The following is a 26,625-nucleotide window of genomic DNA, read 5'->3' on the forward strand; positions in this document are numbered from 1 at the left end:
TTACATCAAAGCTGGTTGAGATGCTTAACCTGCCCTGCCAGCTCATTGAGCGCAGGGCCTGACAGAGTTTCAGCGCCCGGCAGAATACAGGCAAGCAGCCGCTCCGGATTAACCGGTGCAGGCATAATCACCTTATGGGCATCCACTTTCACAAAGCCGAAAGCATTATAATAAGGTGCGTCGCCGATAAGCAGGCTCAGCCTGTGCCCTGCTTTTGCTGAGGCTTCCATCGACTGGTTCATCAATATCCGGCCAATGCCGCGGCTTTTCCAGCCATCCCGCACAACCAGCGGCCCCAGCAGCAAAGCAGGTGTGGTGCCGATAGCAATCGGTGTCATTCTGATGGAGCCGATCAGTCTGCCGCCATGAAGAGCCACAAAAGACAAATCGCGGTCATGCGCTCCGCCCTCGCGGATACGCGCAGCTGCACGGACAAATCTGCCCGGACCAAAAGCTAGCGCATTGATTTCTTCGATTTCCGCATCGTGGGCGCAGGTTTCCTGCGTGTAAGTCAGTTCAGACTGCAACATGGCACATCACTATTTCAGAGATTTAGACTTCAGAATTATCGCGTGATTTGTCGCCGCTATCGGGCATAAAAACGCAAACAGGTATCCACCGGTGCCGCGCACCGTTTACAATTTCATCGTCGGATGAACTGCAGACCTGTCAATTCCGTTCTCCTGAAAGGTGAATAGCCGCAAACTGATGCGGTGTGTTTGCTTAACATCATTTTTTTTGATCGTAAAGAGCCGTGCTGAAAAACAAAACATCGTCCTGTTTTCAGGACAGCGTGTTTCGTAAAAACAGCCAGATCAGGCGAGACTTTCCCGCATTATGTATTACATTAAGGATCAGAATTCTCTGCCGCTGCCGTTGAGTTATCCGGATTAACGCGGCCAATATAAGGAATATTCTTATGGGTCTCTTAGTTGACGGCAAATGGCACGACCAATGGTATGATACGAAAGCCACAGACGGCCGTTTTGTCCGCTCCGCTTCGCAATTCCGCAACTGGATTACAGCAGATGGCAGCGCAGGCCCCAGCGGCACCGGCGGTTTCAAAGCTGAAGCCGGACGCTATCACCTCTATGTATCGCTGGCCTGTCCGTGGGCGCATCGCACACTGATTTTTCGCGCGCTGAAGAAACTGGAAAATGTCATCAGCGTCTCTGTCGTTGACTATCTGATGGCGGAAGAAGGCTGGACACTGACCGGCAAAGACGGCGCAACGCCGGATCATCTCTATGGTGCCAAACGCCTCTATGAAATCTATACCCGTGCCGACCCGAACTATTCCGGCCGCGTGACTGTTCCGGTTCTCTGGGACAAACAGCAACAGACCATTGTCTCCAATGAATCCGCTGAAATTATCCGTATGCTCAACACTGCTTTCAATGAATTCGGTGACGCGTCGCTTGATTTCTATCCGGAAGATCTCCGCGCAGAAATTGATGCAATGAATGAGTTCGTCTATCCGAACATCAATAACGGCGTTTACCGAGCAGGCTTTGCCACCTCTCAGGATGCCTATGAGGAAGCCTATAGCAATGTGTTTGATGCTTTGGACAGGATCGAGACCATTCTCGGCAAACAGCGCTATCTCACCGGTTCCCGTCTGACTGAAGCGGACTGGCGTCTGTTCACCACACTGATCCGTTTTGATCCGGTCTATGTCGGTCACTTCAAATGTAACAAAGCACGGATTGCCGACTATCCGAATATCTCAAACTATGTGCGTGAGCTTTATCAGGTGCCGGGCGTTGCGGGTACGGTGAATTTCACACATATCAAAAACCACTATTATATGAGCCATAAAACAATCAATCCGACCGGTGTTGTCCCCCTCGGCCCGCAGCTTGATTATGATGCACCGCATGACCGTGCCCGTTTCAGCTAAGCTCACATATTAAGTGACAGTTTTATCACACCGCATAGCGAACATCCCGCTATGCGGTGTTTTATTATCTGCAATTGATTTCAATCAATGGAAAGCCACCTGCCCGCTGTCAGTTTGCCTTCATTCTCAGACTTTAAGGAAAACAGACATGGCTATCCTCCCGGCAAATCGTCATACATGTGCTCTTCTTGCTGCAACTGCTCTCACCGCTATCGCTATGCAGCCTGCACTGGCCGCAGATGCGGTTATCGCACCGGTTGAACCGCAGGTATCGGAACCGCTTCCGGTAGCGCTCAGCCCGTGGCAGGTTCGTGTACGTGCGCTTGGCGTCATCACAGAAAACAAAGGCCATGTGAATGAAGTTCCGGGTTCCGGCCTGAAATATTCCAACACAGTGGTGCCTGAACTCGATATTTCCTACTACTTCACCAATAATATTGCAGCTGAACTGATCCTCGGTACGACCTATGCCAATGTTGATGGTAAAGGCGCAATCGATGGTCTGGATGTCGGTAAAGTCTGGCTGTTGCCACCAACTCTGACCCTGCAATATCACTTCACTGATTTCGGCGCATTCAAGCCTTATGTCGGTGCCGGTGTGAATTACAGCATCTTCTACAACCAGAAATCTCATGATGCTGATTATCTGAAAGTTAAAAACACTTTCGGCGGCGCATTACAGGTTGGTTTCGACTATATGATCGACGATCATTGGGGCTTCAACTTCGACGTGAAGAAACTCTATCTGCGTCCTGATTTTGATGTAACCGTTGGCGGCGCTCAGATGAGCGGTAAAGCCAAACTTGACCCATGGCTGATCGGTACCGGTATCACCTACCGCTTCTGATATGAGTCATTAAAAAAGCCCGCTTTTCAGCGGGCTTTTTTTGTATCTCAAATCTTATTCTGCACCGATAAGATCCCCCCAATCGGCACGTCGCGCCTGTCCGAACAGGTCTTTATCTCGCTTGGTAATCAGATGTTCTGCAACCTGCCCGTCAGTGCTGCATAGTTTAGCAATAACTTTCCCGCCACCGGTTTTCGGCTGCATCAGCACCCGCTGACCTGAAAGGGATACCGGCTGACGGCTGATCGCCAGATAGCTGAATTTCTCATCCTCCCAAGGCACATCAGCCTCTTTGGTCAGACGGTGGATTTTGGAACGCGCCACACGGCGGGAGAAATGACACCAGTCCGGTATCTGCACAGCGCAAGCCTGACTATGGGTGCAAGGTGCTGCAATATGCGCACCCAGAGCCTGCAATTGTGCTCTGGCATCGAGAATGCGCTGCCAGCCTGCCGGTGTTCCGGGCTCCACAATCACAAACATACCTTCCGTCAGGTTCCATAATTGCGCAATCAACTGTTGCCGTGCAGGCTCATTCAGTTCATCCAGCACATAGGCCAGTGTCACAAGTTCTGCAGCTTTGGCATCTTTCAGCCCCGTTGTCACATCGGCTGCACGCCATTGCACATCGGCCACCGGTGCATGAGCGGAAAGCTTCTCGCCCACAGCACGGATTGCATTGCTGCCTTCCAGAAGAAGCGATGTTTCAATCTCCGGCCAGACAGCAGATGCCGCCCATAATGCGGTTCCCGGTCCTGCACCAATATCCAGATGACTGCGCGGGGCAAAGTCTGGGATGATATCAGCCGCATGTTGCAAAGCAGAGGTCACAGCGGCAAAAGTCGCAGGCAAACGCGCAGCCAGATAGGCATGTGCTGCCAGTTCGTCGGATAGATGCCATTTTCCATCGCGCGTCTCGGCACGGTAACGACGGCTGAGGATGCCGGAAGCCCACTGCAGATCCGCCAGTGCCACACCCTGCAACTGCGCATCCACAGCCTGTCTCAATGCTGCCGGTAATTCCATAATTCTATCTCACGTATAAAACTCTGCCGCGCTCTAACACGCGACAGAGCAATTTAAAACATTAACAATTGCGGCAATCAGCGTTCAAGAACCTGACGGATATCCACCAGATTGGAGCGTACGCGCAGAATGTGGAAACCCATCGTCGTCAGATGGGACGGCGTGAACCATGCATCCTGACGACCATTGGAAACGATGGTTGGCTGCATATCCAGTGCCGAGCGCAATTGCTGTTCCATTGTATCCCACAAACCATCGAGATGCTTCTCAGCCAACACAGCTTTAAAGTCAGAATGCGTTGCGCGGATCAGCCCGTAGTAAGCGTAGAGCTGACCATAGGCGAACCAGAACCGGTCATCGGCACGGGTATCAAACCAGCCTGCATGATAATTATCAGAACGGTCTTTCAGAATGGCAGATGTCGAGCCGAGATCGCTGGCAATACGATCCACATACTGGATCAGATTGTCCGCACGGGCATCGAAAGTTGCCTCGCATTTTTCAAGACGCGCATTGAAAGCACGCAGCTCTTTAATAGCGGAACGATAATAGCTTGGTGTCGGTGTTTTCGGACCAAACGGGCTTAGACCGAAATACCATGTATCCTCACGGAACTGCATGTTTCCGCGCGCCTTTTGCAGATCATTATCAATCTGCGAGGTGCCGCGCAGGCGGCCGAGAGAATCCACCAGTTCAATCGTTGTGCGGCGTACTGCCGAATGCACACCGCGCTGGAATGAGGCTTTATTATCCAGAAACGGTGTCCGATCCCAGTCCAACCCGAAGAAACCTGTTTTATAGAACAGCATGGAAGAGACCCATGCATTCTGGTTCACATTGAAATCGGTCAGTTCAGCAGTCACTTCGGCCAGAGCCGATGGTGCACAAACCCGCGCCCCTGCCGGCTGCGATAGGGCCATTTGCGGCGCAGGCTGCGGTGTTACCGGCTCAGTCGAAGGTGTTGCATTATTGGTTGTGCTATCAGTATTCCCCGTGGCATTTTCCGCTGGCAGTGCCGTCGGATCGGCAGGCGATGTGCTTTCTGACGGTGATGGTGATGGCGCTGCCGGTGATGTAAGCGCTTTTGACGGCTCGACAATTTCACCCGGCGTAACAGCACTTTGATAGGCATATTTTGCCGGATAATCCGGATCAAAATTCGTCCAGACCTGTGTCTGCACTACGAAATAACCATACAAGCCCGCCCAACCGATAACGGCCACAGCGATAAGGGTTTTCCACAAGACGCTAAGGCTCTGATAAACGCGCCACAAAGCGCCGAAAGGCACAGCGATCAGCCGCAACAGCGTTGCAATCATACGCCCTATAAAAGCAAAGATATTTCCGATAACCGTCACGATCTTGTCCTTTGTGTCAGCTCTTGCCCCGCATCCTGAACAGAACGCAGCCCGAAAGGTATTTTTCCTGTAAACCCTTGCATAGTTTCAAAGAAATACGCAACAGCGCCGGATTTTTTAAACAGCAATCATTCAATCCGGCACAACCTGCCCAGCACGTCTTACCTGAAACCGGCACAAACAGCATCCGCATAACCGGCACCTGCGCCTTACAAATAAATAATGTCATTACGACTTTGATATAAACCGCAACAGCGCAGGTTCAACCGGTGAGTCTGAATTTAATTTTCAGCTTTAGCCTTGAAATTACTGCATATTATTTTTAGCCTGCCTCATTCCGACGTTAATTGTCGTGTTTGCGGATTCCAGGATCACAAAACTGCTTGAAGACTCCGGACTTTGATGCTTGTTTAGATTTGGGGCCGGGACATGTCGCGCAAAACAGTGCTGCGGTTTTCTGTTCAAACTGCATAAAAACAAACAACAGAGCAGTTTCGGGGAAGCGGAAATGCTCTGCTATAAATAAATATAATCCGGTCAATGGAGATATTCATGCGTTTTCTGCCAGTGAAACATCTGTACCCTGCCAACCTGTCCTTAGCCAAAAGCCGCAAATCCGTGCTGGCGTTTACCTGTGCCGCTCTTATGGCGGGCAGCGCAGGCGGTGCATGGGCGGCAGAACCTGAAGCCTGTTCCACAATCCGCTTTTCAGATGTCGGCTGGACAGATATTACCTCGACCACAGCCGTTGCCACAGAAATTCTCAAAGGTCTAGGCTATAAAACAGATATCAAAATCCTGTCTGTGCCGGTGACCTATGCTTCGCTCAGCAAAAAAGATATCGACGTTTTCCTCGGTTTCTGGAACCCGTCCATGGCTGCTGATCTCCAGCCATATCTTGATGACAAGACCGTCATCACCCTGCGCACCAATCTGACCGGCGCGAAATACACATTGGCGGTGCCTGCTTTCGCTTATGATGAAGGCCTGAAAAGCTTTGCTGATATTGCCAAATTCAAAGATCAGCTCGGCAATAAAATTTACGGTATTGAACCGGGTAATGACGGCAACCGCCTGATCCTCGACATGATTTCCAAAGGTGCTTTTGATCTGAAGGGCTTTGAACTGGCAGAGTCTTCCGAACAAGGTATGCTGGCGCAAGTTGCCAAAGATATTAAAACCAAGAAACCGGTCGTTTTCCTCGGTTGGGAACCGCATCCGATGAATTCCCGTTTTGAAATGCGTTATCTGGAAGGCGGCGACGACTTTTTCGGCCCTAATCTTGGTGGTGCGAAAGTCGAGACCAATGTCTGGAACGGCTATACGGAACAATGCCCGAATGTCGGAAAGTTCCTGACCAATCTTGAATTCACCCTTGAAATGGAAAACCAGATCATGGGTAAAATTCTGGATGATGGTGAAGATCCGGCCAAAGCAGCAACGGCATGGATCAAAGCCAATCCGGATGCGCTTAATGCATGGCTGAAAGACGTTACCACTCTGGACGGTAAAGACGGTCTTGCGGCTGTCAAACAAACTTTCGGTCTCTGACCGCACACAGACAATCTGCTGCCGGTATTACACCGGCAGCAGATTGACCGCGCGACTATTCATGGTTTTAACAAACCAAACCCGATTGAAAAATATACTGACAGGAAAACGGGGACCTGACTTTTGGACTGGCTGACATCACAAAAAATTCCCGTCGGGCGTACAGCGAAGAATGTTGTCACCTGGTTAACTGAAAATCTGAGCTGGCTGTTTGATAGTATTGCCGCCATCATGCAGACATTGATTGACGGTTTACTGGCCGCGCTCAAATTTCCGCATCCCTTTATTCTGATTGCCATTTTTGCCGCGATCGCATGGGGGCTGCAAAGAAAAATCTCGACTGTCATTCTGACGATTATCGGATTTTTATTCATCCTCAATCAGGGCTATTGGGATCAGACGCTGGAAACCCTGACGCTGGTTCTGTCAGCCTGTTTCATCTGTATGGCGCTTGGCGTACCGCTCGGCATTGCTACGGCACACCGGCCAAAGCTTTATGCGGTGGTGCGCCCGATCCTTGATCTGATGCAGACATTGCCGACCTTTGTTTATCTCATTCCGGCGATTGTGTTTTTTGGCATTGGTATGGTGCCGGGTCTGCTGGCAACAGCCATTTTTGTGCTGCCCGCGCCTGTCCGCCTCACCCATCTCGGTATTTCTTCAACGCCGGAACATTTAAGAGAAGCCGGAGAGGCTTTCGGTGCTTCGCGTCGCCAGCTGCTCTGGAAGATTGAACTGCCTTATGCCATGCCGCAAATTCTGGCCGGTCTCACCCAGACCATCATGCTGTCTTTGTCGATGGTTGTGATTGCAGCGCTTGTCGGTGCGAATGGTCTTGGCGTGCCGGTTGTGCGTGCCCTTAACTCGGTCAATACCGCGCTCGGTTTTGAAGCGGGACTGGTGATTGTGGTTGTCGCCATCATCCTCGACCGCATTTTCCGTCCGGGCAGGGAAAAATAATCATGGCCTCTATCAGTCTTCAGAATATCAGTATTGTTTTTGGCAATAAAACGGACAAGGCACTGGATCTTGCCGATCAAGGCTTTACCCGTTCGGAAATTCAGGCCGAGACCGGCCATATTCTCGGCGTACATAATTGCTCACTCGATATCCGCGAGGGTGAGCTGCTCGTCCTGATGGGATTGTCCGGCTCCGGAAAATCCACGCTTTTGCGCGCGATTAACCGCCTGAACCCGATCAGCCGCGGTTGCGTCACCGTCTATAATCAAGGTGACGAAATCAACGTAACCGCAGCCGGCACTGCACAATTGCGCGCTCTGCGCACTCATGTGGTGTCCATGGTGTTTCAGCAATTCGGTCTGCTACCATGGCGTACGGTCGAGGACAATGTCGGCTTCGGCCTTGAAATTGCGGGCTTAAGCAAACAGGCGCGCAAGGAAGCGGTACAGAACCAGCTGGAACTGGTCGGATTGCAGGATTGGGCAAAGCGCAAGGTCGGTGAATTATCCGGCGGCATGCAGCAGCGTGTCGGTCTTGCCCGTGCCTTTGCTACCGGCGCACCGATCCTGCTGATGGATGAGCCATTCTCCGCGCTTGATCCGTTGATCCGCGCGCGCTTGCAGGATGAGTTGCTGCATTTGCAGGATCATCTGAAAAAGACCATTGTCTTTGTCAGCCATGATCTGGATGAGGCAATGAAACTCGGTAACCGCATTGCGATCATGGAGGGCGGCCGTATTATTCAATGCGGCAGCGGACAGGATATTTTGCTTAATCCGGCCAATGATTATGTGGCGGATTTTGTGGCCAATATGAACCCTCTGGGTGTGTTGCTTGCAGCCGATATCATGTCTCCTCTTGACCGCAGTGCGCCGCCCCGCCCTTTTGCAGCAACAGCAAAACCGGAAACCGCTATTCAGGATATTATGCAGGCGATGGTGCGCAATAATGGCGATGTCGGTGTTGTGCATAATGGTGCGATTGTCGGCAAAATTTCTGCCGATGATGTGGTGCGTAGCCTCACCCGTCACCGAAGATAATTTTAAACCTGCAAACAAAAACGCCGCGCTGATCTTATCAGCGCAGCGTTTTTGTTATCACTGTAATCGCGGTTTAGGCTGCTGAACGCTTTTTCGCACGTTCAGTCACACGCTGACGAATACTTTCTATATCCGAACGCGGAGTGGCTCCGAACAGCTTCTTCGTATAGTCATGACGCGGATGATTAAACACCTCGTCACGTGTGCCATATTCAACAACCTCACCATAATACATCACCATCACCTCATCGGCGATATAGCGTACCACAGACAAATCATGGCTGATGAAAACATAGGTCAGTTCAAACTCTTCCTGCAGATCCGCAAGAAGATTAAGCACCTGCGCCTGCACCGAGAGATCGAGTGCCGAGACCGGCTCATCCAGCACCAGAAGGCGCGGGCTGAGCATCAATGCACGGGCAATCGCAATACGCTGACGCTGACCGCCGGAGAACATATGTGGATAGCGATTGAAGTGCTCACGGCCAAGACCGACCTTGAGCAACATCTGCATCGCTTTTTCCTGACGCTCTTCCGCTGTCATATTGGTATTCAGCAGCAGTGGTTCCGCCAGCACATCACCGATTTTCTGACGCGGATTGAGCGAGCCATAGGGGTTCTGAAACACAATCTGCACACGCTGGCGCATTTCGCGGGTCAGACCATCGGTGGCAATATTCACCGGATGACCGTCAATCAGCAATTCACCGGATGTCTGCGGGTCAATCAAAGTCAGGATGCGGGCAAGTGTTGACTTGCCGCAACCGCTTTCACCGACGATAGCCAGTGTCTTACCCTTCTCGACCGAGAAGCTGACATTTTTCACTGCATGCACAGTTTTCGCCTTGGAAAACAAACCGCCGCCAGTGTGATAATCCCGCACGATATTACGGGCTTCAAGAACGATCTCACTCATTGGGCAGCTCCTGACGATGCGGCATTCTGCAAGACAAAATCCGAAACCGTTGGCAGACGGTCACCGGTTGCATTTTCCGGCAGGGCTGAAAGCAGTGCTTTTGTATAAGGGTTCTGCGGATTCTCAAACAATGAGAGCACATCCGCATCTTCCATCTTATGACCTTTGTACTGCACGATAACGCGGTCTGCGGTTTCTGCCACAACCCCCATATCATGCGTGATCATAATCAGGCCCATACCGTGCTCTTCCTGCAAACGCATCAAGAGATCAAGGATCTGCTTCTGAATGGTCACATCAAGCGCAGTTGTCGGTTCATCCGCAATCAGCAATTTCGGATTACAGGCAATCGCAATGGCAATCATCACGCGCTGGCACTGACCACCGGACATCTGATGCGGATAGCTGCCCAGACGCTCAGATGCATCACGGATGCCCACCAGTTCCAGAAGCTCAATCGCACGGCTACGGCGCTGTGCTTTACCCATATTCAGGTGAAAGCGCAGAACTTCCTCAAGCTGGAAACCAACGGTAAAGCACGGGTTGAGGCTGGCAATCGGTTCCTGAAAAATCATGGAGATTTCACGACCGATAATTGCGCGGCGTTCTTTATCGCTCATATTGAGCAGATCACGGCCGTCAAACAGCATCTTGTCCGCAGTGACTGTTGCAGTCTTCGGCAACAATCCCATCACCGCCAGCATACCAACGGATTTACCCGAACCGGATTCACCAACGATGGCCAGAACCTCTCCGGCATCGACAGAAATATCGATGCCGTCTACGGCTTTGAAAGCACCTGTTGACGTATCAAAGGCAACTGTCAGGTTTTTGATTTCTAAAAGAGCCATTATCAGCTCCTCTTCAGTTTTGGATCAAGCGCATCGCGCAGACCATCGCCAACCAGATTGATCGCGAGAACCGTAATCAGGATAGCAAGACCCGGGAATGTAACAACCCACCATGCACGGGTGATAAATTCACGTGCTTCAGCAAGCATTGTACCCCATTCCGGTGTCGGTGGCTGTGCACCCATACCAAGAAAGCCCAGAGCAGCAGCATCAAGGATCGCATTGGAGAAGGACAAAGTGCCCTGCACGATCAGCGGTGCCATGCAATTCGGCAGAATAGTCTTGAACATCAGGCGCAGACGGCTGGCACCGGCTAAGCGGGCAGCAATCACATATTCACGGTTCTTTTCCGCCATCACGGCTGCACGCGTCAGACGCGCAAAATGCGGCTGCAAAACAAGCGCGATAGCGATCATCGCATTCATCAGACCAGGTCCGAGAATTGCCACAAGAACCAGCGCCAGAATAAGCGACGGGAAGGACAGGATGATGTCCATCACGCGCATGATGATTGTATCAACCACGCCGCCAAAGAAACCGGCGATCAGACCAACGGTCACACCGGAAACCAGCGACAGAACAACAACCACAAGGCCGATAAAGAGCGAATATTGCGAGCCGTAAATCAGACGGGACAGAACATCGCGGCCAACCGCATCTGTACCGAGCAGAAATGCAGCTTTACCGCCCTCTTGCCAGACCGGAGGGGTCAGCAATGCGTCACGATATTGCTGTGTCGCATCATGGGGAGCCAGCAAAGGTGCAAAAACAGCCACCAGAACCAGCGCTACGAAAACGATCAGGCCGAGAACCGCACCGCGGTTCACGCTGAAATAATACCAGAAATCGGCAAGCTGGCGTCGCAAAGACACATCAACTGACTTTTCCATTGGTACAGTAGAATTACTCATTGGAAGCCTCACTTATGCCGGATGCGCGGGTTGATTAAGCCGTAAAGCAAATCAACAGCCAGATTAACGACCATCACAAGGATGGCGATCAGAAGCAAACCGCCCTGAACAGATGGATAGTCACGACGGAAAATACTGTCGATCATCCATTTGCCGATCCCCGGCCAAGAGAAAATAGTTTCAGTCAGAATAGCACCGCCAAGCAAAACGCCGACCTGCAAACCGATTGTGGTAATAACCGGAATAAGCGCATTGCGCAGAGCATGCAGCCCGATAACACGACGCTGGCCAAGACCTTTTGCGCGCGCTGTACGGACATAATCCTCACCCAAGACTTCAAGCATAGCCGAGCGGGTCTGACGTGCAATCACCGCCATCGGAATTGTTGCCAATACGACTGTCGGCAGGATCAGATGCGAAAGCGCAGAGGTAAAAGCCCCCTTCTGCCCCGATAGCAGACTGTCAATCAGCATAAAACCGGTAACCGGCGGGAAAAAATACATCAGTGAAATACGGCCGGAAACCGGTGTCCACTGTAAAATACCCGAAAACAGAATGATAAGCAGCAGGCCCCACCAGAAAATCGGCATGGAATAGCCGACCAGTGCTACGCCCATCGATGTCTGATCAAACCACGAACCGCGCTTAACCGCCGCGAAAACACCGGCAGGAATACCGATCAGAACCGCAAGCACAATAGCACACAGCGCCAGTTCGACTGTCGCCGGAAAAAGCGTGAAAAACTCGGTAATAACCGGTTTTTTGGTAACCATGGACATGCCGAAATCGCCGTGTAGCAAATTCCAGATATAATCCAGATATTGCTGCCACATCGGCTTGTCAAAACCGAACTGCTTCATCAGCTCCGCATGTCGCTCCGGTGATACGCCGCGCTCACCTGCCATCAGCAGGACCGGATCACCCGGCAAAACGCGTACGAAGCCGAAAGCAAGAATAGTGATGCCGAAAAATGTCGGTATCAGATAGGCAATTTTGCTTAAAATGAATCGTATCATGAATATAGCAAGACCGGGCGCTGAAATATTTCATCCAGCGCCCGGTCATTCTCCTTTTAAGAATTACTCGGAAATATCAACACCGTCGAAACGGTAATCACCGAGCGGGCTCATCTTAAAGCCCGTAACTTTGGCAGACATCGGCACATAAACTGTGGAATGTGCCAGTGTGTTCCAAGGAGCCTGCTCCTTGAAAATTACCTGTGCCTGCTCGTAAAGCTTAACGCGCTCTGCCTGATCGGAAGTCACTTTCGCCTTCTGGATCAGATCTTCAAATGGCTGGTAGCACCATTGTGCACGGTTGTTGCTGCCAACACCGGAACAGCCGAGCAGAACGCCGAGGAAGTTATCCGGATCACCATTATCACCGGTCCAGCCGAGGATCACCGCACCGTCACGATCCTTTTCGCCCGACTTCTTGAGATATTCACCCCATTCCATCGAAACGATTTCAGCTGTTACACCAACTTTGGCCAGATCGGCCTGCATCAGCTCAGCTGTACGACGTGCATTCGGCATATAAGGACGGCTTACAGGCATAGCCCAAAGCTTCATCTTCAGATCTTTAACGCCGGCAGCTTCCAGAGCCTTTTTCGAGGCTTCAGGATCATATTTGTCGTCTTCAATCGCGTTATTGTAACCCCACATTGTCGGCGGGATCGGGTTTTTGGCAACCTGACCGGAACCCTGGAACACGGCGTCAATGATCGCCTGCTTGTTCACAGCCTGATTGAGTGCCTTACGTACTTCCGGCTTATCGAAAGGTGCAACAAGCGTATTATATGCAAAATATGCAATATTCAGACCGGCCTGTTCATCAACCTTCAGATTGCTGTCAGCCTGCAGGCCTTTGATATCTGCCGGAGCCGGATAAGACATCAGATGGCATTCGCCGGCTTTCAGCTTCTGCGCACGAACTGCAGCATCGGTTGTGATTGCGAAAACCAGATCGTCGATTTTCTGCTTTTCACCCCAGTAATCAGGGTTCGCTTTGAAGCGGATAACCGCATCTTTCTGATAGGCTACAAAAGTAAACGCACCGGTACCCACTGGGAACTGGTTAAGGTTTTCTCTTTTACCATCTGCGTCCAGTTTGTCCGCATATTCTTTCGACATAATGGATACAAAAGGCATCGCAATATTGGCGAGGAATGGTGCTTCAGGACGTGTCAGCACGAATTTAATGGTATTATCGTCAACCTTGACGATATCCTTGATCAGTGTGCCCATTTCCATACTGTCGAAATATTCGTAGGAAATACCGGCAGTATACTGGTGCCAAGGATTGTCTTTGTTACGCTGACGGTCAAATGAGAACAGAACGTCATCAGCATTGAAATCACGGGTCGGTGTAAAATAATCCGTTGTCTGGAATTTTACGCCCTTACGCAGATGGAATGTATATTCCAGACCATCTTCGGACACTTCCCATTTCTCAGCGAGACCTGGCTCAACAACAGTTGTGCCGTTCTCAAATTCAACCAGACGGTTATAAACCGGATGCGCAGACGCATCAAAAGTATCACCACCTGTGTAAGGTGCCGGATCAAATCCCTCCGGCGATGCCGGCGAGCAATATACCAGCGTCTTTGCAGATGCAGCGCCGGAAAAACCCGCCATCATGGCAGCGGTCAGCGCAGTCGCAGCAAGAAGTTTAGTGTGAAATTTCATTATAGGCCTCCACCCGATAACAAGCTGCAACGCCTCACGTCGCAGTCTGAGGCGTAAAGAAGCATTTTGCGCGGCAAAAAGGCAAGTTGAATTTACGTCTTGGTCAACGGTGCAGAAAAAATAATTCCGCTCCATAATTAGACATAAAAAATATATATTTGATTTTTAATGATAATTTCGGCTTTTCAACCGTTTCAATTTCACAAAGCACGCAGGATTTTTTTGTGATTAGCTGCTAGTAATCAGCCTGTTTGCGCCGGTTCCTGTCAGAATCGGAACAGTACCGGACGTTACGCAAGCTATTGATAGATCAGGACAAGACACGGAAAATGAGGCAGGATTATGAGTGAAAAGAAAGACGTCATCCAGCAGACAACAGAAGAAGCACGTGTACTCGCTGTTCAGCTGATTACAAATGCTACTTACGGCTCACTCGCTGTGCTTGATCCGGCAACCGGCCGTCCGAGTGTAACACGCGTTGCAATCACCACCGATACGGATAACACTCCCCTGCTTCTGGCATCCGGTCTTGCCACCCATACACCGGCCTTGGATGCCAATCCTGTCTGTTCGCTACTGCTTGGCGAACCGGCCGATAAAGGTGATCCGCTGGTTCATCCGCGTATTACCCTTGCCTGTTCAGCAGAGAAATTCATGCGTGGTCAGGAAGGATATCAGCGCCTGCGGGATTTGTTCCTCGAAAAACGCCCTAAAGTTAAACTTTATATTGATCTCGGCGATTTTGTTATTTTCCGTCTCAATGTAGAAAGTGCCGGCCTCAATGGTGGTTTCGGAAAAGCTTTCCACTTAAAAACCGAAGATATTGTACTGCCGCAATAAATATCGATGATTTTCCCTATGTCCCGCATGCGACATTTGCGTCTTAAATGATAATTTTTAAATGACATGGCGGAGCTCAACTGGATTGAGCTTCGTCTTATCTGCCTGTGTTTGACTTAGATTTTTTCTCTATCAATACTCTAAATTAACAAGATCACAAAAATGTGTACTTACTCAAAAGCCTGCTCATAAATTTTGAAATTCAACGATTATTTTCTTACCCAAAGCGCCAATATTTATTATTAATATTTTAGTTTAAAATGACATTTTCAATATTTTAGAAAATGCTAAATATGAAATAAACTAATTAATTTCAAATCGATTTATCACTCCCTTAAAGAGTAATTATTCTGTACGTTTTAAAATAATTCTTGCAAATATCAATTCTATTGGTAGTTGTAATAGTGCGCTGATTTCTTTCTTATAAGCGCACTATCAAAATTGCTGTCATACGGGGGTAGGACTGCACATGAAACATGATAATATCTACGCAAATCTTGTCGATAACGCGGATCAGGCTGCCGACTTTCTGTCGGCTCTGGCCAATAATAAAAGGCTGCTGATCCTTTGCAAGCTGTTGCATAATGAAATGTCTGTGGGGAGTCTTGCAAAAGCAATCGACCTCAGCCAGTCTGCATTATCACAGCACCTTGCAAAACTGCGCGCACTCAATCTTGTTTCCACAAGACGGGACGCCCAGACAATCTACTATGTTGTTTCATCTCCGCATATTGAGCTGGTGCTTTCAACATTAGGCAGTCTGTATCTGGCACGCAGCGAGAAAAGACGGGAAGCGTTTGCTTAAACTGAACTGATGCATAATCAGACTAAAAATAATTCCGTCATATTTATTAATGACTTAGCAGATAAGCGCCTCGGCGCTTATCTCAATATTAAAGAAAAAGACCTTACAGGGCGCGAGTCCCGCTTCATTGCAGAAGGCAAGGTCGTCTTACGCGTTCTGCTGAATTCATCGCAGTTTGAAGCTGAATCTCTTCTTATCACCGAAAACAAACTGGCCGGCCTTCAGGATATTTTGCCTTTGGTTCCGGATCACGTCCCTGTTTATGCAGTTTCGCCATCCGATATGGATCAGATTGCGGGCTTCAATGTCCATCGTGGCATTCTCGCTGTAGGGCAAAGAAAAACTCTTCATAACATCCAGAATCTCATAGAGAATTTGCCGGATAATGCCCTTATCCTGATACTTTGCGGCATATCCAATCATGACAATATCGGATCAATTTTCCGCAATGCCGCCGCCTTTGAAGTCAGTTGCGTAATGCTGGATGAAACATGCTGCGATCCGCTTTACCGTAAAGCAATCCGTGTTTCAGTCGGCGCAACATTACAAATGCCCTATGCCCATAACGGCAATATTGACGATATTGTAAAAACCGTTGCCGAAGCCGGCATCAACCTCATTGCACTGTCACCGCAAAGCCCGCAATCGCTCTATGATTTGCCTGTAAAAGGGCGAACCGCGCTATTGCTGGGCACTGAAGGTGAAGGATTACCGCAGCATTTGCTCAATTCTTTGCAAAGCGCCCGCATACCTATGTCCAGACGCTTTGATAGCCTGAATGTAGCAACAGCCTCCGGCATCGCATTATCCTGCCTGAGCCGCGCAAATTTTGATTAAACTACCTGATTTCAAACTGAAGCCGCTCGTTTCATACCACCGGAAACAAACAAATCATTTCACTGTAACGCGGGCAATGCCGCAAAACCTCAGCATCAATTGACTGAACAGAATACTGGATACATACAACCTGAAATAGAATTATTAAATTCTAAATTATCAGTTCAGTAAATCATCAAATATATGAATTTCAACACTCTTTTCCGGGTGAAAATCTAAGCTCAATTTTATTGATGAAGCGTATCAATTCTGAAAATATTGGCTTCAGCTTCTGGCTGTTACTCAAGTGCCGTGTATTTCAGGAGTTTTTTGATGCCGGCTATATCAGATCAAGATGAAATACTTATCTGACAGGTTATCGCAATCACAGGAGCGATGAATATATCCAAAACACAGCTTTGCAAGCATATATATTCTGAAGATAAGTTTAGCACATAAATAATCCAGAGCAAACAAATGTATCATTCATCTGTTTACTCCGGATCATAGTCTTCAACACTCATATGCAGCTCAGGCTGCGGACACTGAGCCTGATGTCGCTCCTGCGCCATTGCCGGTCAGTTCACGCAGCATTTTTTCGGCTTCCGGAGCACGTTCGGAACGGGCAATAAAACCACCGCCGAATACGCGCGCCGTATTGCTGTCGTCGGAATAGAGCACACAGGCCTGTCCCGGAGCGATACCGCTCTCACCATCAATCAGCTCAACCCAGGTCTGACCGTCCGCATGATGCAAAACAGCAGGCTTTGGCGGACGCGTTGAACGCACCTTGGCAAAGACTTCCATACCTTCCGCTGGCAGATCAGCAAGCGGACCGTCACCGAGCCAGTTCATATCACGCAGGAATACTTTATGTGTTTCAAGCGCTTCACGCGGGCCGACAATAACGCGCGCATGGGCAGCATCGAGATGCACAACATAAAGCGGTTCACCGGTCGCAATACCAATACCGCGGCGCTGGCCAACCGTATAATGAACAATACCGTCATGATCGCCCAGAACACGGCCGTCAATATGCACGATATGGCCACGTGTCGCCGCTTCCGGCTTCAGGCGCGAAATAATATCGGAATATTTGCCCTGCGGGACAAAGCAAATGTCCTGACTGTCCTGCTTCTTGGCAACAGTCAGCCCCATTTCCTCAGCCATTTCACGAACCTGCGCTTTTGGCAGATTACCAAGCGGGAAGCGCAGATAATCGATCTGCTCCTGCGTGGTGGCGAAAAGGAAGTAGCTCTGGTCGCGATCCGCATCAACTGGGCGGAACAGAGCTCTGTGAGCGCCGTTTGCACCGCTGCGGATATAGTGACCGGTCGCAAGCGCTGCCGCGCCCAGATCGCGCGCTGTGGCCAGCAGATCAGCAAATTTTACAGTCTGATTACAGGCAACGCACGGGATCGGCGTTTCACCGCTCACATAGCTGTTGGCAAAAGGATTGATAACCGCTTCACGGAAGCGCGCTTCATAATCCAGTACATAATGCGGAATACCAAGGCTTTCGGAAACGCGGCGCGCATCTTCAATGTCCTGTCCTGCGCAGCAGGAACCGGCACGGTGCACGGCAGCGCCATGATCATAGAGCTGAAGGGTTACACCAACAACATCATAGCCTTCACGCTTGAGAATACCGGCAACAACCGAAGAATCAACGCCCCCTGACATTGCAACAACAATGCGCGTATCTTCCGGCTTTCCCGGCAAATCGAGGCTGTTCAGTTTCATGATTAGGTCCATATCCGGGGTCAAAGCCCGATATCTTGCTTCAAATTCTCCCCTTATATAGGCCATTGTAACCCGCCTTGCCAAGATGCCGCAGGGAAAAGGAGATTTTTTAATAAAATATTTTGAGCTGAAAACGAGTAAAAAAGCCTCAAAACGGCTTAAATATGGCGTTTTCAAGCTCTTTCTACATAATCTTTAATGAAAATTATTATTTATTACCAGAGCCTTACCGAGTGCTTAGCTCTTTTTTAAAGCTGTGACGCTATCGTGAAGCGTGATTAGGTCCTTGAGTGTTGTGTAGAGAGTACAATGACCGATCTGGTAAGACCACGAGTAAAGTACGTCATCGGTCCGGACGGAAGTCCGCTCACCGTTGCAGATCTTCCGCCGTCGAATACACGGCGCTGGGTTATCCGCCGCAAGGCTGAAGTTGTTGCCGCTGTACGCGGCGGCCTCCTCAGTCTTGAGGAAGCCTGTCAGCGTTATACGCTGACAGTCGAAGAGTTTCTGTCTTGGCAGTTGTCCATCGACGAGCATGGTCTCGCCGGTTTGCGGACAACACGCATTCAACAATACAGACACTAATTTCATCTCCCCTCTTTTAAGGGCTGATGAAAACAAAATAAGGATATGCCGTACGCGGCGCATTCTACAGATCAAGCCGGAGAGTTCTGCTCTCCGGCTTTCTTTGTTTTCAGGGGCTTAAACAAAACCCTGCCCCTCTTACCTCACCAACAATTCCCAAATCCAAAAACAAAATAATGCATAATTCCTTAGACCGTGCGGTTTAAGGAATTATGCATTTGTAAAACTGTAGTCGCGCTTTGGTTATACCAGAGCGGCTCGACGAAGCAGGACTGGTAGATTTTGGTTATGATGAGAGGAAAATGGTGATTTTCGAGCACCGAAGCGCAGCGTACTTATAGTACGTGAGCATCGGAAGCGGAGAAAATTGCCATTTGCAGGCCATCAGAGCCGAAATCCAGACCGAAATATCAGCCGATCATGACGCGACGGTCGTAGACCGGAGCCTCTTCAATCTCTTTGAGCTTGCCGTCACGGGTTTCGAGAGCTTCGGCGCGGGAGAGATCGGCTTCGGCTTCCAGAAGTTCGGCTTCGGCGGCTTCTTTCTGAGACATCAGATCGCGGATCGAATCAAAAAGATTGTCGCGGCGCTGACGGGCAGCTTTGGCAAAGGTCGGATAAGCAAAATGCGTGGTATCCGTAATCCCTGCTTTACGCTCTTCTGACTGGATTTGCGCATCAAGCTCACCGGCCATCCGCTCAAACTCGCCCATCATCAGGTCCAGCTGACCAATTTGCCGGCGCTTTTCTTTAACCTGAAACAGTTTCAGCCGGACAAGACTCTCACGTGGCTTCATACGCATTACTCCTTGAACACCAAGTTCCCAGGCAATTTTTCAACACTTGCTGCCTGCGACCACCCTCTACGCAAAGAAATCACTTAATTTCGAAACAAAAAATTAAGATTTCGGGCTTTTGGTAACCATTCCTTTACGTACAGCGTTAATCATAGCCGTTAGGACTTAAGGCTAGGTAAATTAACTGTGTTTTTTCAGCAACATTAAAACTTTGAATCCAATGAGTCACTTATAACGATTTCTTAAACTAATTTGTTAAGAAATTTTTCGAGTGATTATCCTGTAAATTCAATTAGTTAACTGAAAATTCTATAAGACTCATATTTACTATTGCCAATGAGAATCATATTTTGTTAACCATTCGGTGGCAGACTTGGTTCAAAGCGAGTGCTGTTAGGCAATTAACTGCTGGATCAGGTTAAGCGGCGGAAAAAAGGATTCTGAAGATGCGCGTTCTTTTGATTGAAGACGATAGTGCAATCGCACAAAGCATCGAGTTGATGCTCAAGTCAGAGAGCTTCAATGTTTATACGACAGATCTGGGCGAAGAAGGCATCGATCTGGGTAAGCTCTATGACTATGATATCATTCTGCTCGATCTTAACTTGCCGGATATGTCAGGTTATGAAGTGCTGCGCACATTGCGCCTGTCCAAGGTAAAGACACCTATCCTCATCCTGTCCGGTATGGCTGGCATTGAAGATAAGGTTCGCGGCCTCGGTTTCGGCGCTGACGACTATATGACCAAACCTTTCCATAAAGATGAGCTGATTGCCCGTATTCATGCAATCGTTCGTCGCTCGAAAGGCCATGCACAGTCTGTTATCACCACCGGCGATCTGATCGTTAATCTGGATGCCAAGACTGTTGAAGTCGGCGGCCAGCGCGTTCACCTCACCGGCAAAGAATATCAGATGCTGGAGCTGCTCTCCCTGCGTAAGGGCACAACCCTCACCAAGGAAATGTTCCTCAACCACCTCTATGGCGGCATGGACGAACCGGAACTGAAAATCATCGACGTTTTCATCTGCAAATTGCGCAAAAAGCTCGATGCTGTTTCCGGCAGCCAGAACTATATTGAAACTGTCTGGGGTCGTGGCTATGTGCTGCGCGATCAGGACAGCATGGATCACCGCGAAATCGCATAAGTTCTTATGCAATTCCGGTTTCAAAAAGCCCCGCTTCAGCGGGGTTTTTTATTGCCCTGCGTCAGCAATATTAAAAAGCCGCGCAATTCAAAACTGCGCGGCTTTCAAATTTAACTGGTAGTCAGAGCTGATTAATCGTCAGCCAGTGTACCAGCGTCTGCGGCGAGTGTGCCGTCATCGGCTTCAGGCACATCACCCTGAAAAGCGGGTTCAACTTCTGCTTTCTGCGCACGGAAGACGATCTCCTCTTCGCTCACATCAATAATGATTTCCATACCGGCTTCCTGTGCCAGCAACAGCGTGTAGTAAGGCTGCACAGAATGCGCATCAATTGCCTCTTCCGGAATGATACCGTCGTGCAATTCCTTAAATTTCGGCGGAACGCGCAGCATACGGCCGCGTGTTTTAATGCTGATTTTCGGATCAGTTTCCGCATCTTCCAGCACCACATCCAGATTTCCGCCACGCGGAATGGAAGAAATACCGATCAGGATCAGGTTCAACAGCAGCTTCACCTGATTTTTAGGCAGGAAAGCGCGGTTGCCGGTCCAGGTAAATTCAGGCTTTTCATTCGCCATATAAGCGGTGGCAACATTCTGTGCATCACCGGTATCAATCTGCACACCGGCAGAACCGGCAGCACCGAAAGCGATACGGGCAAATTGCAGACGGGCAGACGCATTGCGTGCGCTGGCAGCAATCAGCGCCATTGCATCTTCATCCGCACCGCCCTCTTCCAGCAATTCCAGACCATTATTAATCGCACCGACCGGTGAAATAATGTCATGGCAAATGCGGCTGCACAGCAATGCGCCGAGATCAACCGCGGAAAGAACAACAGGCAAGGACATTGATTGCATCTCCAAATTTCATATCTGCCTGCCGGCAGGCTTCGATCAAAGTTCCGGCTCAGCCTTGCGGGCAAAATCTGGCACATCGCAAAACGAATCACCGGAACATAAACTGATAACAGGACGCCATGGCATCCTTGTGCCGCGATTATGCGCCAATAGGCTTAATGATTACCAAATAACAGGACAAAAACAGCTTTAATGCTTTTTCATTAAGCCATTGAAAGGACAATTTTTCATATAAACAATTCAACAAGGTTTTTGACGCTACAATAAGGGTCATATCCGTGCGGAAGGCTATAAAAATCAAACAGCCGTTTCGCCAAACCACCGTATCCTGCAGTTCCGGCAAGATACATACCGGATAAAGCAATCATCAGAATTGCTGCTCCGGACAGGGATTTAAACATGTGCAGCAGTCATTTGCATATGTTTGGAAATACGGACAACAGCGCCTGTTCAGGGTGCTCATTGTCCCGTCAGACAGAATGAGCCAAGCAGCCAGAAGGATTTTTTTATGGCTACCCTAAACCTGTCCTCTTTCCGCGTGCATATTGCATCGGTCATAATAGGATTACTGGCTCTGATCAGCGTCATACCGCAGCAGGCCAAAGCCAATGAAGGCTTCAGCATGGAGGAAATTGTTGCCTCCGGCCACCGTTTCTTTGGCTCAACCTCAGGCGGCATTGCCTCCGCCATTGAAAAAGCGTTCCAGAGTTACGGCCTGCCAAACGGCTATATTCTGGGTGAAGAAGGCTCCGGCGCCTTTGTAGGCGGCCTCACTTACGGTGAAGGCACGCTCTATACCAAAAATGCCGGCGACCACAAAACCTACTGGCAGGGGCCTTCCCTTGGCTGGGATTTCGGCGGCCAGGGTTCGCGCGTTATGATGCTCGTTTACAATCTTGATGATGTAAACATGCTCTATGGCCGCTATGCGGGCGTTTCCGGCTCTGCCTATATTATTGCCGGTGCAGGTTTTAATGTGCTGAAACGCGGCAATATTCTGCTGGTACCAATCCGTACCGGTGTAGGCGGCCGTCTCGGCGTCAATATCGGCTATCTCAAGCTGACACCAAGCGCGACATGGAATCCGTTCTGATCGCAGACATATGACCGGAGAGAGAATTGGAAAATTCTCTCTTTTACAGGCGCATCCCGTATATTTTGCGGATCTGATGCCCATTCAGTCAAAGGACAGAGCGGCAATCCGGTTAAATCATACCGGATTCACTCTGAATGATTTAAATTTCATGCATTCATGTCATAATCTGAAAGCACCGGAGATCGGCAGATCGTGATACAATCCGTACTGGTTTTCCTGCTGGGCTTTTTATGCGCAGTCTTTCTGATTTTGCTGGCAGCGCCATTGTTCTGGCGACGCGCGAATTATCTGTGGCAAAAACAGATGAATGCCCAGCTGCCGCTTTCGCTGACAGCTATTGAAGCAGACAGGGATATGCTGCGTGCATCCCATGCGGCCGCGCTCCGTAAAGCGGAAATGCAGGTCTTGGAAATCCGCGAGAAGCACACTCAGGCATTGTTGAAAATCAGCGCGGATCGTCATGAAATTGAGAAGATTCTGCCTTTGCAGCAGGAGCTTGAAATTGCCAGAATACAGCAGAAAGACGACCGGCAGACTTTAAACGCTGCGCAGGAGCAGATGAAAAAGCTTCAGCAGAAACAGCAGGCGGCATTTGACGAAAACGGCCGGATGCAACGCCAAAACGAAGCCCTGAGCCATCTCAGTGATACGCTGCGTGAAGAGGTCTCCCGTCGTGAAAGCGAAGCAGACCGGTTGCGGCGTGAGGCAGGCGACCTGCGGCAGGAAAAGAAACAACTTAACAGCTTGAAGTCAGAACTGGCTTCTCAGGTGGCATCATTGAAAACATCTCTTGAAAGCGAGAAACAGCGTAATCAGGCGCTTGAGGAGAAACTGCATCGTCTGATTTCAGAACTCTCTGATGCGCAGGAAAAACTCGAACGACAGAGCAAAACCATGCGCTCCGGCAAAAAATCCGCTGAGAATGAAAGCCGGACGCTGAGTGATGAAGATAATCAGCTACGGGAAACCATCAGCGATCTCGCTGCTGAAATGGTTGCCAGAACAGCTGCTCAGGAAGGTGAAACCTCCCCTATCCACACATTGCTGAAAGAGCCGGATACGGAACCGGCTGCTCCAACTAAAAACACCAAAAAAGCAAAAGCATCAAAACAGAAAAGTCTGGCCGGACGCATTAAAAAGATCACGGCCTGACCTGAGAGCGTCGTGTGCCGGATCTGGCACACAGGTCGCCCTCATATTTGGCAGTAGCTTTCCTCAAAATCACATAAACCAAGCCAGAACCATCCGCTTAATGATCGTCCACAACGCCACGCCGCCAATAGGCAACCGCCATGTGGTCATCGCGTTTCAGGCCGCATTCTTTACGCCAGAAGCCGCGAATAGCTTTAAAAGCATCGAACTCACAGCCAGCCCATGCAAACAACCGGCGCCCTTCGCTTTGCGCCGGCATGGCCTGTTTTACCGCATCGATCAGCAGCGTTGTCGTTCCGGCTTCCGCACCATTACGATGCAGCCATTTCAGATCAAGCTGTGCCCGAGTTTCCAGTAGCTGCTCTTCCGCACTGTCAGTTACTTCAATACGCACGATTGCCGATGCCGTCGCCGGCAGTCTTTCCAGAATACGGGAAATAGCGGGTAAGGCAGTCTCATCGCCGACCAGAATAAAATCATCACCCGCAGGCATATCCCCGCCACCGGGGCCGGTCATGCCGATAATATCACCGGTCTGCGCCTGCATGGCCCATTCTGTTCCCGGTGCTTCAACCGTGCTGGGATGCACGACCATATCAATATCAACCCAGCCCTGCTCAACATCAATGGTCCGGATTGTATAGACACGATTTTGCAGACGGTGCTCACCATCCGGCCAGACCGGACGACCGTCAGCACCCAGATGCGGCCATTTCGGCTTGAGCGGCGGTTTAGGCGGCAATATCAGGCGGATATGAAGCCCGCCGCTGGCATAACGCCCCAGATCATCGCCCTGCAATCTGATCCGGCGCATATGCGGCGTAATATTGCGCACGGCAATGACCTTCATTTCACGGAAAAACGGTGGCAGACTGCCCTCGCCTGCGCCATCGCCTTCCCAGCGGAAGCTCACAGTTTCGGCACCCGCATGGTGGACGATGCCTTCCGCGACAGCAAATTTCAGATAAGACAGATCGCTTTCATTGGCAGCCTCGGCGGTTACGGTAAAACGCTCCTGTTCCAGCCTGAGTTTTGCCACACCCATCAGCAGCGGAATTGTACCTTCATTCCCTGTGCGCACCACGGCATAATGTTCACCATAAACACGTAGCAGATTTTCGAAAATTATCTCTGCCTGCGCGGAGGAAACTTCCGTTTGTGCAATAAATACAGGCTTATTCATCATCTCTCCTGCAGTCTCTGCCGGTTAAAACCGGCGGGTTATCTGCAGCTAACACCCGATAATATGAATTTTCAATTCATATTTTAATTTGCAGTCACACTGACTGCCCGTCTGAAAAAGCAAAAAGGCCGGATGTTTCCATCCGGCCTTTAAGATCATAACTGAAACCGAAAAATTCCGGTTATTTACCGTGGAACTCACGAATCGCAGCGATAACGCGTTCCTGATCTTCCTCGGAGAGGTAAGCATGCATCGGCAGGCTGAGAATGCGTGAAGGCAGAGCTTCAGACACCGGCAGACCACCTGGTGCAACCATATAATGCTTATAAGCAGTCTGCAGATGCAGCGGCTTCACATAATAGATAACCGAAGGAATCCCCTTCGCCTGCAGATGGGCTTTCAGCTCATCGCGGCGTTCGGTTTCAATCGAATATTGCGCCCATGCGGAACGGATACCGGCAGCCGGACGGGTTACTTTAACAATGTCACCCAGACCTTCGGCATAACGATTGGCAACCTTCTGACGGGTTTCCATTTCGTCTTCGAGAATAGCCATTTTTTCCAGCAGAACCGCAGCCTGAATTGTATCCAGACGGGAGTTCAGACCAATGCGCACATTGTCATACTGGGTTTCGCCTTTACCGTGGAAATGGATGGAGCGCAGAACATCGTTCAGCTCGTCATCATTGGTAAAGATTGCGCCGCCGTCGCCATAGCAGCCGAGAGGCTTGGCAGGGTAGAAGCTGGTTGCACCGACATGACCGAAAGAACCGCACATCGCATTGTCGCGCTTGCCGCCGATCGACTGGGCAGCATCGGAAATAACCTTGAGGCCTTCTTTATCAGCAATTGCCATAATGGCACGGTAATCAGCAGGCAGACCGAACAGATCAACCGGAATGATCGCCTTTGGTGTCAGACGGCCTTCCTTGCGCACTGCATCAATAGCAGCCTGCAACTGTTCCACATTCATATTGTAGGTGTCTTCCTCGACATCCACAAAAACCGCTTCCGCACCAACCAGCGCGACCACTTCAGCGGTTGCTGCAAAGGTAAAGCTCGGGCAGAAAACTGCATCGCCGGGGCCGACGCCCATAGCCATCAGCGGCATCTGCAATGCGTCTGTACCATTGGCACAGGCCAGAACATGTTTGACGCCAACATAATCGGCAAGCTGCTTCTCAAACTCAGCAACTTCAGGTCCGAGAATATACTTGCCTTCCGCGACCACTTTAAGAACAGCAGCGTTAAGACGGTCTTCAATGCGAGCGCGCTGGCTCACAAGATCAATGAATTGCATGTCGGCTCCAATATCAATTGATCCGCATCATGCACGCGCACACCCGCGAATCGAGTAGTATGTAGTCCCTCATAAGAGACTTCGCCATGGTGCATTCTTCACTGTTTGGCAAACAATGTAACACAGCTTGAAGCAATGGCGGAACATCGCGTCTCCCTTGTTCCGCACAGCAGTCGCGAAGACCGGCTCGCCGGTGCTTATACCAGAAAAGCCGCTCAATCGCGTTGTTTTATTCGCATCCTGCAGTCTGTCC

Annotated in this window: 25 protein-coding genes and 1 pseudogene; 12 read left to right on the forward strand and 14 right to left on the reverse strand. The window is 50.0% G+C overall.

What is annotated here, in order from left to right; translation table 11 throughout:
* Nucleotides 1-5: 5 nt before the first annotated feature.
* Nucleotides 6-530, reverse strand: a complete 525-nt coding sequence (locus tag K1X45_RS05525) for a GNAT family N-acetyltransferase (RefSeq protein ID WP_220160045.1) — start codon at nt 528-530, stop codon at nt 6-8.
* Between the two features lie 389 nt (nt 531-919).
* Between K1X45_RS05525 and K1X45_RS05530 the strand changes: the two genes are divergently transcribed.
* Nucleotides 920-1,900 carry a glutathione S-transferase family protein gene (locus tag K1X45_RS05530; protein WP_220160046.1) on the forward strand — a complete coding sequence of 327 codons (981 nt, stop codon included), beginning with the start codon at nt 920-922 and terminating at the stop codon, nt 1,898-1,900.
* A 148-nt stretch (nt 1,901-2,048) separates the two neighbouring features.
* Entirely contained in the window at nt 2,049-2,747 is a 699-nt protein-coding gene (locus tag K1X45_RS05535; RefSeq protein ID WP_213598560.1) for an OmpW family protein, read from the forward strand.
* A gap of 54 nt (nt 2,748-2,801) precedes the next feature.
* Here the strand turns inward: K1X45_RS05535 and K1X45_RS05540 are convergent, their stop codons facing one another.
* Together K1X45_RS05540 and K1X45_RS05545 are read right to left on the reverse strand one after the other, a co-directional pair.
* Nucleotides 2,802-3,773 (reverse strand): small ribosomal subunit Rsm22 family protein, encoded by a 972-nt coding sequence (locus tag K1X45_RS05540; protein WP_220160047.1) that lies wholly within the window; start codon nt 3,771-3,773, stop codon nt 2,802-2,804.
* Between the two features lie 77 nt (nt 3,774-3,850).
* Nucleotides 3,851-5,092: a DUF2333 family protein gene (locus K1X45_RS05545; RefSeq protein WP_220160392.1), complete on the reverse strand. Its 1,242-nt coding sequence runs from the start codon at nt 5,090-5,092 to the stop codon at nt 3,851-3,853.
* 684 nt (nt 5,093-5,776) lie between these two features.
* On the opposite strand from K1X45_RS05545, the gene K1X45_RS05550 reads away from it, so the two are divergent.
* The 3 genes from K1X45_RS05550 to choV all read left to right on the forward strand — a co-directional run bounded on the left by K1X45_RS05550 (nt 5,777) and on the right by choV (nt 8,682).
* The gene (locus tag K1X45_RS05550; protein WP_220160393.1) at nt 5,777-6,682 is read left to right on the forward strand and encodes a choline ABC transporter substrate-binding protein; all 906 of its coding nucleotides are present in this window, start codon (nt 5,777-5,779) and stop codon (nt 6,680-6,682) included.
* 123 nt (nt 6,683-6,805) lie between these two features.
* Entirely contained in the window at nt 6,806-7,642 is an 837-nt protein-coding gene (choW, locus tag K1X45_RS05555; protein ID WP_220160048.1) for a choline ABC transporter permease subunit, read from the forward strand.
* Between the two features lie 2 nt (nt 7,643-7,644).
* Nucleotides 7,645-8,682 (forward strand): choline ABC transporter ATP-binding protein, encoded by a 1,038-nt coding sequence (gene choV, locus K1X45_RS05560; RefSeq protein WP_220160049.1) that lies wholly within the window; start codon nt 7,645-7,647, stop codon nt 8,680-8,682.
* A 73-nt stretch (nt 8,683-8,755) separates the two neighbouring features.
* Here the strand turns inward: choV and K1X45_RS05565 are convergent, their stop codons facing one another.
* From K1X45_RS05565 to K1X45_RS05585, 5 genes are all read right to left on the reverse strand, one after another.
* Nucleotides 8,756-9,598, reverse strand: coding sequence for a dipeptide ABC transporter ATP-binding protein (locus K1X45_RS05565; RefSeq protein WP_022710099.1), 843 nt, complete (start codon nt 9,596-9,598; stop codon nt 8,756-8,758).
* The gene (locus K1X45_RS05570; protein WP_022710098.1) at nt 9,595-10,449 is read right to left on the reverse strand and encodes an ABC transporter ATP-binding protein; all 855 of its coding nucleotides are present in this window, start codon (nt 10,447-10,449) and stop codon (nt 9,595-9,597) included. Before K1X45_RS05570 ends, K1X45_RS05565 begins: the two co-directional genes overlap by 4 nt.
* A gap of 2 nt (nt 10,450-10,451) precedes the next feature.
* Entirely contained in the window at nt 10,452-11,360 is a 909-nt protein-coding gene (locus K1X45_RS05575) for an ABC transporter permease subunit (RefSeq protein ID WP_028233427.1), read from the reverse strand.
* Nucleotides 11,361-11,368: 8 nt separating this feature from the next.
* Nucleotides 11,369-12,376, reverse strand: a complete 1,008-nt coding sequence (locus K1X45_RS05580) for an ABC transporter permease subunit (protein ID WP_022710096.1) — start codon at nt 12,374-12,376, stop codon at nt 11,369-11,371.
* A 63-nt stretch (nt 12,377-12,439) separates the two neighbouring features.
* Entirely contained in the window at nt 12,440-14,047 is a 1,608-nt protein-coding gene (locus K1X45_RS05585) for an ABC transporter substrate-binding protein (protein ID WP_220160050.1), read from the reverse strand.
* Nucleotides 14,048-14,389: 342 nt separating this feature from the next.
* Here K1X45_RS05585 and K1X45_RS05590 point away from each other — a divergent pair, with 342 nt between their 5' ends.
* From K1X45_RS05590 to K1X45_RS05600, 3 genes are all read left to right on the forward strand, one after another.
* On the forward strand, nt 14,390-14,887 hold the full coding sequence (locus K1X45_RS05590) for a HugZ family protein (protein WP_022710094.1): 498 nt from the start codon (nt 14,390-14,392) through the stop codon (nt 14,885-14,887).
* 469 nt (nt 14,888-15,356) lie between these two features.
* Nucleotides 15,357-15,692 (forward strand): helix-turn-helix transcriptional regulator, encoded by a 336-nt coding sequence (locus tag K1X45_RS05595; RefSeq protein WP_022710093.1) that lies wholly within the window; start codon nt 15,357-15,359, stop codon nt 15,690-15,692.
* A gap of 9 nt (nt 15,693-15,701) precedes the next feature.
* Complete coding sequence (locus K1X45_RS05600) at nt 15,702-16,529, forward strand: RNA methyltransferase (RefSeq protein ID WP_220160051.1); 828 nt, start codon at nt 15,702-15,704, stop codon at nt 16,527-16,529.
* 510 nt (nt 16,530-17,039) lie between these two features.
* On the opposite strand, the gene mnmA is transcribed toward K1X45_RS05600, so the two are convergent.
* Nucleotides 17,040-18,251 (reverse strand): tRNA 2-thiouridine(34) synthase MnmA, encoded by a 1,212-nt coding sequence (gene mnmA, locus K1X45_RS05605; RefSeq protein WP_175576091.1) that lies wholly within the window; start codon nt 18,249-18,251, stop codon nt 17,040-17,042.
* A gap of 309 nt (nt 18,252-18,560) precedes the next feature.
* Here mnmA and K1X45_RS05610 point away from each other — a divergent pair, with 309 nt between their 5' ends.
* Nucleotides 18,561-18,836: a DUF1153 domain-containing protein gene (locus tag K1X45_RS05610; RefSeq protein WP_075655983.1), complete on the forward strand. Its 276-nt coding sequence runs from the start codon at nt 18,561-18,563 to the stop codon at nt 18,834-18,836.
* A 410-nt stretch (nt 18,837-19,246) separates the two neighbouring features.
* Here the strand turns inward: K1X45_RS05610 and K1X45_RS05615 are convergent, their stop codons facing one another.
* Nucleotides 19,247-19,633 carry a hypothetical protein gene (locus K1X45_RS05615; RefSeq protein WP_022709453.1) on the reverse strand — a complete coding sequence of 129 codons (387 nt, stop codon included), beginning with the start codon at nt 19,631-19,633 and terminating at the stop codon, nt 19,247-19,249.
* A 446-nt stretch (nt 19,634-20,079) separates the two neighbouring features.
* On the opposite strand from K1X45_RS05615, the gene ctrA reads away from it, so the two are divergent.
* Complete coding sequence (ctrA, locus tag K1X45_RS05620; RefSeq protein WP_022709454.1) at nt 20,080-20,781, forward strand: response regulator transcription factor CtrA; 702 nt, start codon at nt 20,080-20,082, stop codon at nt 20,779-20,781.
* Nucleotides 20,782-21,005: 224 nt separating this feature from the next.
* Here ctrA and chpT read toward each other — a convergent pair.
* Together chpT and K1X45_RS05630 are read right to left on the reverse strand one after the other, a co-directional pair.
* Nucleotides 21,006-21,632 (reverse strand): annotated as a pseudogene (gene chpT / locus K1X45_RS05625) (histidine phosphotransferase ChpT); the annotation flags it as partial.
* A 236-nt stretch (nt 21,633-21,868) separates the two neighbouring features.
* Nucleotides 21,869-22,009 (reverse strand): hypothetical protein, encoded by a 141-nt coding sequence (locus tag K1X45_RS05630; RefSeq protein WP_213598570.1) that lies wholly within the window; start codon nt 22,007-22,009, stop codon nt 21,869-21,871.
* Between the two features lie 140 nt (nt 22,010-22,149).
* Between K1X45_RS05630 and K1X45_RS05635 the strand changes: the two genes are divergently transcribed.
* Together K1X45_RS05635 and K1X45_RS05640 are read left to right on the forward strand one after the other, a co-directional pair.
* Nucleotides 22,150-22,734: a DUF1134 domain-containing protein gene (locus K1X45_RS05635; protein WP_022709456.1), complete on the forward strand. Its 585-nt coding sequence runs from the start codon at nt 22,150-22,152 to the stop codon at nt 22,732-22,734.
* 195 nt (nt 22,735-22,929) lie between these two features.
* On the forward strand, nt 22,930-23,889 hold the full coding sequence (locus K1X45_RS05640) for a hypothetical protein (protein WP_220160052.1): 960 nt from the start codon (nt 22,930-22,932) through the stop codon (nt 23,887-23,889).
* Nucleotides 23,890-23,986: 97 nt separating this feature from the next.
* Here the strand turns inward: K1X45_RS05640 and K1X45_RS05645 are convergent, their stop codons facing one another.
* Both K1X45_RS05645 and K1X45_RS05650 read right to left on the reverse strand, forming a co-directional pair.
* A complete protein-coding gene (locus K1X45_RS05645; protein ID WP_220160053.1) occupies nt 23,987-25,075 on the reverse strand; it encodes a siderophore-interacting protein in 1,089 nt (362 codons plus the stop codon).
* 178 nt (nt 25,076-25,253) lie between these two features.
* Complete coding sequence (locus tag K1X45_RS05650) at nt 25,254-26,372, reverse strand: DegT/DnrJ/EryC1/StrS aminotransferase family protein (RefSeq protein WP_213598578.1); 1,119 nt, start codon at nt 26,370-26,372, stop codon at nt 25,254-25,256.
* Nucleotides 26,373-26,625 lie beyond the last annotated feature (253 nt).

Source organism: Pseudochrobactrum sp. Wa41.01b-1 (assembly GCF_019464455.1).
Taxonomy (GTDB): Bacteria; Pseudomonadota; Alphaproteobacteria; order Rhizobiales; family Rhizobiaceae; genus Pseudochrobactrum; species Pseudochrobactrum saccharolyticum.

Bases quoted from the DNA above. Each gene is read 5' to 3' on its own strand.
- K1X45_RS05540 (WP_220160047.1), bottom strand. From the start codon at position 3,773: ATGGAATTACCGGCAGCATTGAGACAGGCTGTGGATGCGCAGTTGCAG.
- K1X45_RS05610 (WP_075655983.1), top strand. From the start codon at position 18,561: ATGACCGATCTGGTAAGACCACGAGTAAAGTACGTCATCGGTCCGGAC.
- K1X45_RS05615 (WP_022709453.1), bottom strand. From the start codon at position 19,633: ATGAAGCCACGTGAGAGTCTTGTCCGGCTGAAACTGTTTCAGGTTAAA.
- K1X45_RS05650 (WP_213598578.1), bottom strand. From the start codon at position 26,372: ATGCAATTCATTGATCTTGTGAGCCAGCGCGCTCGCATTGAAGACCGT.
- K1X45_RS05645 (WP_220160053.1), bottom strand. From the start codon at position 25,075: ATGATGAATAAGCCTGTATTTATTGCACAAACGGAAGTTTCCTCCGCG.
- mnmA (WP_175576091.1), bottom strand. From the start codon at position 18,251: ATGAAACTGAACAGCCTCGATTTGCCGGGAAAGCCGGAAGATACGCGC.
- K1X45_RS05550 (WP_220160393.1), top strand. From the start codon at position 5,777: ATGGCGGGCAGCGCAGGCGGTGCATGGGCGGCAGAACCTGAAGCCTGT.
- K1X45_RS05535 (WP_213598560.1), top strand. From the start codon at position 2,049: ATGGCTATCCTCCCGGCAAATCGTCATACATGTGCTCTTCTTGCTGCA.
- K1X45_RS05595 (WP_022710093.1), top strand. From the start codon at position 15,357: ATGAAACATGATAATATCTACGCAAATCTTGTCGATAACGCGGATCAG.
- K1X45_RS05590 (WP_022710094.1), top strand. From the start codon at position 14,390: ATGAGTGAAAAGAAAGACGTCATCCAGCAGACAACAGAAGAAGCACGT.
- K1X45_RS05565 (WP_022710099.1), bottom strand. From the start codon at position 9,598: ATGAGTGAGATCGTTCTTGAAGCCCGTAATATCGTGCGGGATTATCAC.
- K1X45_RS05635 (WP_022709456.1), top strand. From the start codon at position 22,150: ATGGCTACCCTAAACCTGTCCTCTTTCCGCGTGCATATTGCATCGGTC.
- K1X45_RS05530 (WP_220160046.1), top strand. From the start codon at position 920: ATGGGTCTCTTAGTTGACGGCAAATGGCACGACCAATGGTATGATACG.
- ctrA (WP_022709454.1), top strand. From the start codon at position 20,080: ATGCGCGTTCTTTTGATTGAAGACGATAGTGCAATCGCACAAAGCATC.
- K1X45_RS05585 (WP_220160050.1), bottom strand. From the start codon at position 14,047: ATGAAATTTCACACTAAACTTCTTGCTGCGACTGCGCTGACCGCTGCC.
- K1X45_RS05525 (WP_220160045.1), bottom strand. From the start codon at position 530: ATGTTGCAGTCTGAACTGACTTACACGCAGGAAACCTGCGCCCACGAT.
- K1X45_RS05545 (WP_220160392.1), bottom strand. From the start codon at position 5,092: ATGATTGCAACGCTGTTGCGGCTGATCGCTGTGCCTTTCGGCGCTTTG.
- K1X45_RS05575 (WP_028233427.1), bottom strand. From the start codon at position 11,360: ATGAGTAATTCTACTGTACCAATGGAAAAGTCAGTTGATGTGTCTTTG.
- choV (WP_220160049.1), top strand. From the start codon at position 7,645: ATGGCCTCTATCAGTCTTCAGAATATCAGTATTGTTTTTGGCAATAAA.
- K1X45_RS05600 (WP_220160051.1), top strand. From the start codon at position 15,702: ATGCATAATCAGACTAAAAATAATTCCGTCATATTTATTAATGACTTA.
- K1X45_RS05580 (WP_022710096.1), bottom strand. From the start codon at position 12,376: ATGATACGATTCATTTTAAGCAAAATTGCCTATCTGATACCGACATTT.
- K1X45_RS05630 (WP_213598570.1), bottom strand. From the start codon at position 22,009: ATGATTGCTTTATCCGGTATGTATCTTGCCGGAACTGCAGGATACGGT.
- K1X45_RS05570 (WP_022710098.1), bottom strand. From the start codon at position 10,449: ATGGCTCTTTTAGAAATCAAAAACCTGACAGTTGCCTTTGATACGTCA.